The sequence below is a fragment of the Shigella sp. FC1567 genome (assembly GCF_001743015.1).
Classification (GTDB): Bacteria; Pseudomonadota; Gammaproteobacteria; order Enterobacterales; family Enterobacteriaceae; genus Escherichia; species Escherichia coli.
The window spans coordinates 1-1,306 of record NZ_MIIV01000279.1 but is presented as its reverse complement, the minus strand read 5'-3'; the positions used below and the strand labels follow the sequence as shown (position 1 = coordinate 1,306).

Here is a 1,306-nt window from a genome sequence, read left to right as displayed (position 1 = left end):
ACTCTTGTACCGGGCTACGTCGCCTTCAGGGAACTGGTTATTCTCATTTTTTATTTGTGACATTGTGGTTGTTGTGCGACAGACATTGCTATTCGGCCCATATCCCAGATAAAACCCGCCAGCTCACGTGCAACAGCAACAATTGTAATATTGACATTCTTTCCTTTGGCCTGAAGTTTTCGATACCTCTTACAAAGCCTGAGTTGAGCATCCCATGCTCTGTCAATGACGGGGCGGGGTAAATTTTCCTGCTTTTTTGTATTGCCGGACTGATGCGTGCCGGATGACGGTAACTCCACGCTGCCTCGACCAATAGCTTTCTGGCATAGCTGTTTCCGGCTTTGGTAATGCTGCCCTGATGTCTGCTTCCACCCGATGAATATTCTGATGGCGTGATACCAAACCATGACATCAGTTGTCGTGGATGTTCAAAACGGGTCAGATCACCCAGTTCAGAAATTAATCCAACCGCAGTAATAAACTGAATCCCTCGCATGGCTTGCAGCGCCTCTACTACCGGATACAGCCTCCATTCGGTAACGGCCTCCTTCAGGGCGGATTCCAGCCGTTCACATTGTGCCTGCCGGTCTTCTATTGTACGACGGTGTTCGTCAAAAGCTAATTGTCGCCAGGGACTTTCGAATGAGTATTTGCTGAGCCAGCGTCGGTGTGCAGGGCCCCAATCTGCTCGCCCGACATAATGGACCCCATGAACCAGAAGAAACGATTTCAGACGTTGCCTTGCATGCCGTAAATCATCGCGGGCAGATGCCCATGCCCGGGCCAAATCCCGGAATGCCTCATCTTCAATGCCGGGTACGTAGACAGCAGAAAGATCTCCTGCACGCAGTGAACGCACAAGTCTGATGGCATCACGGCGATCGGTTTTAACCCGCTCCCCCGGTTTTTTCGGGATAAGTGAGGGGGCGCAGACCATGCAGTCAAAACCGGATTTCACCAGCCGACGATAAAGTCCATAACCACAGGGCCCCGCTTCATAAACGATACTGACCTGCGATGACTTTGACCTGAGACGTTTACAAAGATTCTGAATATCAGTAGGTGATGTGCCAATTTTACCCATCAGTTCAACAGGTTCTGAATTGATAGCATAAGCGACAGTAATCGATTCTTTGTGAACATCTAACCCGACGTACAATGTGTTATTGTTGTTCATGCTGGCCTCCGTGGTGGAAATACCGGGGTGTAGCAACAGCTCACCCATGCGGCTCTGACAACGATGTTAACCCGCGTTAAATATCCCACGTTGGCCAGCATCTGTCTCACGGAAAGTCATACTGCCTTA

The 1,306-nt window shown here is 49.8% G+C and carries 1 pseudogene; it reads right to left on the bottom strand.

From position 1 onward, the window contains the following. Nucleotides 1-50 precede the first annotated feature (50 nt). A pseudogene (locus BHE85_RS15720) lies at nucleotides 51-1,177 on the bottom strand (IS110-like element ISSso6 family transposase). Between the last annotated feature and the right edge of the window lie 129 nt (nucleotides 1,178-1,306).